This is a genomic window from Kocuria sp. NPDC057446 (genome assembly GCF_042802875.1).
Taxonomy (GTDB): Bacteria; Actinomycetota; Actinomycetes; order Actinomycetales; family Micrococcaceae; genus Kocuria.
Genome location: NZ_JBHVDI010000228.1, coordinates 1 through 4395, shown reverse-complemented (window position 1 = coordinate 4395; position 4395 = coordinate 1). Strand labels below are relative to the sequence as shown.

The 4395-nt window shown below is 73.5% G+C and carries 3 protein-coding genes; all 3 read right to left on the bottom strand.

The window, feature by feature from the left end; genetic code table 11:
• Positions 1-47 precede the first annotated feature (47 nt).
• The 3 genes from glgX to ACFU0Y_RS17350 all read right to left on the bottom strand — a co-directional run bounded on the left by glgX (position 48) and on the right by ACFU0Y_RS17350 (position 4337).
• Entirely contained in the window at positions 48-2234 is a 2187-nt protein-coding gene (glgX, locus tag ACFU0Y_RS17360) for a glycogen debranching protein GlgX (protein ID WP_380216080.1), read from the bottom strand.
• A gap of 136 nt (positions 2235-2370) precedes the next feature.
• Entirely contained in the window at positions 2371-3969 is a 1599-nt protein-coding gene (locus ACFU0Y_RS17355) for an NAD(P)H-hydrate epimerase (protein WP_380216078.1), read from the bottom strand.
• Positions 3966-4337 carry a holo-ACP synthase gene (locus ACFU0Y_RS17350; RefSeq protein WP_380216082.1) on the bottom strand — a complete coding sequence of 124 codons (372 nt, stop codon included), beginning with the start codon at positions 4335-4337 and terminating at the stop codon, positions 3966-3968. Before ACFU0Y_RS17350 ends, ACFU0Y_RS17355 begins: the two co-directional genes overlap by 4 nt.
• Positions 4338-4395 lie beyond the last annotated feature (58 nt).

Genomic DNA, 4395 nt, shown 5'->3' with positions numbered 1-4395 from the left:
TGGCGGTCGACCCGTGTCCGGGTCGACAGCCTGCCGGGTCCGTCAGGTCACTGGTCCTGCGGCGCCTTCGCGTACGCGGCCACGGAGGCGGCGACCGACGCGTCGGGCTCCTCCTCGGGGCTCTCGTAGGCGCGCAGCACGACCATGGACTTGCCGTCGAGGGTGATCGACGTCCGGGCCTTGCGGATCTGCCCGTCGGCGTACTTGCCCGCGGTGTCGATGACCTCCTCCCACTGCCGGCCGTAGCGCACCGGCGGGAGCTTGACCTTCACGGGCTCCGGGTTGGAGTTGAAGTACACGATGAAGTTGACGTCCGTGATGGGACGCCCGCGCATGTCCACGCCCGCGATGCCGTTGCCGTTGAGCCACATCCCGAAGGACCGGGACAGGGGCTCGTCCCAGTCGGCGGGCTTGAGCGGCGCGCCGTCCGTGGTCAGCCACGCGATGTCGGGCATCGGGCGGCCGGTGTCGTCCGCGTCCATCTCGACGGGGCGGCCGTCGAAGAACTCCGAGCGCCGGAAGGACGGGTGGTCGTGGCGCAGGTGGGTCACGGCGGCGACGAACTCGGTGAGCGGGCCGTCCATGGTGTCCCAGTTGATCCACGACAGCTCGTTGTCCTGGCAGTACGTGTTGTTGTTGCCGTCCTGCGTGCGGCCCAGCTCGTCGCCGTGCAGCACCATGGGCGTGCCCTGGGACAGCAGCAGCGTCGCGAGGTAGTTGCGCTGCTGGCGGGAGCGCAGGGCGAGCACCTCGGGATCGTCGGTGGGTCCCTCCACGCCGCAGTTCCAGGAGCGGTTGTGGGACTCGCCGTCGTTGTTGCCCTCGCCGTTGGCCTCGTTGTGCTTCTCGTTGTAGGAGACCAGGTCCCGCAGCGTGAAGCCGTCGTGGGCGGTGACGAAGTTGATGGACGCGAACGGACGGCGGCCGCTGTGCTCGTAGAGGTCCGCCGAGCCCGTGATGCGGGAGGCGAACTCGCCGAGGGTCGCGGGCTCCCCGCGCCAGAAGTCGCGCACGGTGTCCCGGTACTTCCCGTTCCACTCCGTCCACTGGGGCGGGAAGTTGCCCACCTGATAACCGCCGGGGCCGACGTCCCACGGCTCCGCGATGAGCTTCACCTGGGAGACGACCGGGTCCTGCTGGACGAGCTCGAAGAACGTGGCCAGCTTGTCCACGTCGTAGAACTCGCGGGCCAGCGCGGAGGCCAGGTCGAAGCGGAAGCCGTCCACGTGCATCTCGGTCACCCAGTAGCGCAGGGAGTCCATGATGAGCTGCAGGGAGTGGGGGTGGCGGACGTTGAGGGTGTTGCCGGTGCCCGTGTAGTCCATGTAGAACTTCTGGTCGCCCTCCACCGTCCGGTAGTAGGCCTGGTTGTCGATGCCCTTCATGGACAGCGTGGGGCCCATGTGGTTGCCCTCGGCCGTGTGGTTGTACACCACGTCGAGGATCACCTCGATGTCGGCCTGGTGCAGGGCGCGCACCATGGCCTTGAACTCCTGGACCTGGCCGCCGAGGTCGTTGGTGGAGTGGTACTCGTTGTGCGGGGCGAAGAACCCGATGGTGTTGTAGCCCCAGTAGTTGCGCAACCCCTGGTCGAGCAGGGTGCTGTCCTGCACGAACTGGTGCACGGGCATGAGCTCGATGGCGGTGACGCCGAGCTTCTGCAAGTGCGCGATCACCGCGGGGTGGGCCACACCGGCGTAGGTGCCGCGCTGTTCCTCGGGGACCTCGGGGTGCTGCTGGGTGAGGCCCTTGACGTGGGCCTCGTAGATCACCGACTTGTGGTACGGCGTGCGCGGGGTGCGGTCGCCCTCCCAGTTGAAGTAGGGGTTGATCACCACGCCCATCATCATGTGGGGGGCGGAGTCCTCGTCGTTGAACGAGTCCTCGTCGCCGAAGTCGTAGGAGAACAGCGCCTGGTCCCAGTCGATCTGGCCGGAGACGGCCTTGGCGTAGGGGTCGAGCAGCAGCTTGGCGGAGTTGAAGCGCTGGCCCTCGGCGGGGTTCCACGGTCCGTGCACTCGGTAGCCGTAGCGCTGCCCGGGCTGGACGGTCGGGAGGTAGCAGTGCCAGACGTAGCTGTCCTGCGCGGCGACGTCGATGCGGGTCTCGGTGCCGTCCTGGTCGAACAAGCACAGCTCGACCTTCTCGGCGGCCTCGCTGAAGAGGGCGAAGTTCGTGCCGGTCCCGTCGAAGGTGGCTCCGAGGGGATAGGGCTGACCTGGCCAGACTTCCATGGGGGATCTCCTGTCGTACCGCCGGGCAGGGGTCACCGTCAGCGGGCTGGGTTTTTGGGGCAAGTGGGTTCGATCTTAGCCCGGACGGGAGCCGCCCGCGTCCCCGCGGCGCTCCACCCGGGCCCGGGACCGGCTCTCAGCGGCCGAGACGCAGGACTGCGCGCACGTTCGCGGACAGCGCCGTGGGCGGCACGGGCCCGAGGCCCTCCAGCCGGGACGCGTAGCCGTGCACGGCCACGGCCAGGGCCGCGGCCACCCCGAGCCGGGCGTCCCCCCGGGCCCACTCCCCCGCGGCGGCGAACGCGTCCGGGTCCTCGGCGCAGCCCGCGAGCGCCGCGCCCATGACCCCCGCGAGGGTGTCCCCGCTGCCGGCAGTCGCCAGCCACGGGCTGCCGTCGGCCTGTGCGAGCAGCGTCCCGTCGGGGGACGCCACCAGGGTGGTGGCGCCCTTGAGGACGACGACGGCGCCCGTCGCCTCCGCCGCCGCGCACGCCCACCGGGCGGGCTCGGCCTCGATCGCCGCCCGGTCGGGGGCCTCTGCGCCGCCGCCGAGGGCGGCGAGCCAGGCGAGCACCTGCTCGAGCTCCCCGGCGTGCGGGGTGAGGACCTTCCCCGGGCCGAGGGCGCCGTCGGCGGCCGCCCGGGCCGCCGCGTCGAGCGCACCGGCGTCGACGACCGCGGGGATCCCGCCCGCGAGCACGGCGGCGATCCGGGACTCCTGGGCGGCGTCGCCCACCGCGCCGGGGCCCACGACCCACGCCTGGACGTGGACGTCGTCGGGGTGGTCCTCGGAGGCGACGACCTCGGGGCTGGTCAGGCAGACGAGGGACCGGGTCGCGGCGTCCCCGAGGTGGCGGACCATCCCGGCGCCGGCGTCCACGGCGGCGCGCGTGCACATCAGCGCCGCCCCGGGGTAGGTCGGGGAGCCGGCGACGACGCCCACCACGCCCCGGGAGTACTTGTGGGAGGCCGCCCCCGGCCGCGGCCACAGCGCCGCGACGTCGTCGGGCTCCAGGCGCCGCAGGGCCGGGTCGGGCAGGGCGTGCTCGATCCCGAGGGGCACGGTCCGCACCTCGCCGCAGCACCGGTCCCCCGGCGGCAGGAACAGCCCGGCCTTGGCCCCGGCGAACGTCACGGTGACGTCCGCGGCCAGGACAGGTCCGGCCACCGCGCCCGTGTCCGCGGAGACGCCCGAGGGGACGTCGCAGGCCACCACCGCGGGTCCCCCGTCCCCGGGCCACCGGGCCAGGGCCGAACGGACGAGCTCCGCCGCCGGCCCGCGCAGCCCGCCCCGGGCGCCCGTGCCCAGCACGGCGTCGAGCACCAGGTCGGCGGCGAGCACCCACGCGACGGCCTCCGCGACGGCGGGCTCCGTGGCACCGGCCTCCGTGGCGCCGGGCTCCGCCCCGGTCAGGTGCAGCACGCGCCCGCCCGCGGCCAGCAGCGCCGCGGCGCCCTCGGGGTGCAGCCGGTCGCCGACGGCCACGGCGAGCACGGCGGCGCCGCGGTCCGCCAGTTCCGCCCCGGCCCACAGACCGTCCCCGCCGTTGTTGCCCGTCCCGGCGAGCACGACCACGCGGGCGCCGGCGACCCGGCCCCGGCGCCCGCGCAGGACCTGCGCGCCGACCAGGGCCAGGCCGTGGGCGGCGCGCCGCATCAGCGCGGGCCCCTCCCCCCTCTCGAGGAACACCGTCTCGGCCGCGCGCACCTGCGCGCCGGTCCAGGCGGGGATCACGCCGCGCCCCCGTCACCGGTCCGCTCGGCGATGACCATGGCCATCGCGATGCCGCCGTCGTGCGTCATGGTGAGGTGCCACCGGTCGATGCCCTGCCGGCGCGCCTCCTCCGCCACCGTCCCCTCGGTGCACAGCAGCGGGGCGCCGGAGGGGTCCTTCTCGATCCAGCAGTGCTGCCAGATCATCCCGGGCGGGGCCTTGAGCGCCTTCGCGGCGGCCTCCTTCGCGGCGAAGCGCGCGGCGAGGGAGCGCACGTGCAGCTGCCGCTCGGGCGGGGTGAACAGCCGGGCCACGAGGCCGGGGGTGCGGGCGATCTGCTCCTCGAAGCGGGCGATGTCCACCACGTCGATGCCGGTGCCGATGATCATGGCCCCCAGCCTAACGACCACCGGCCCGCCGCCCGGGACGATCCGGGGCGGCGGCTGT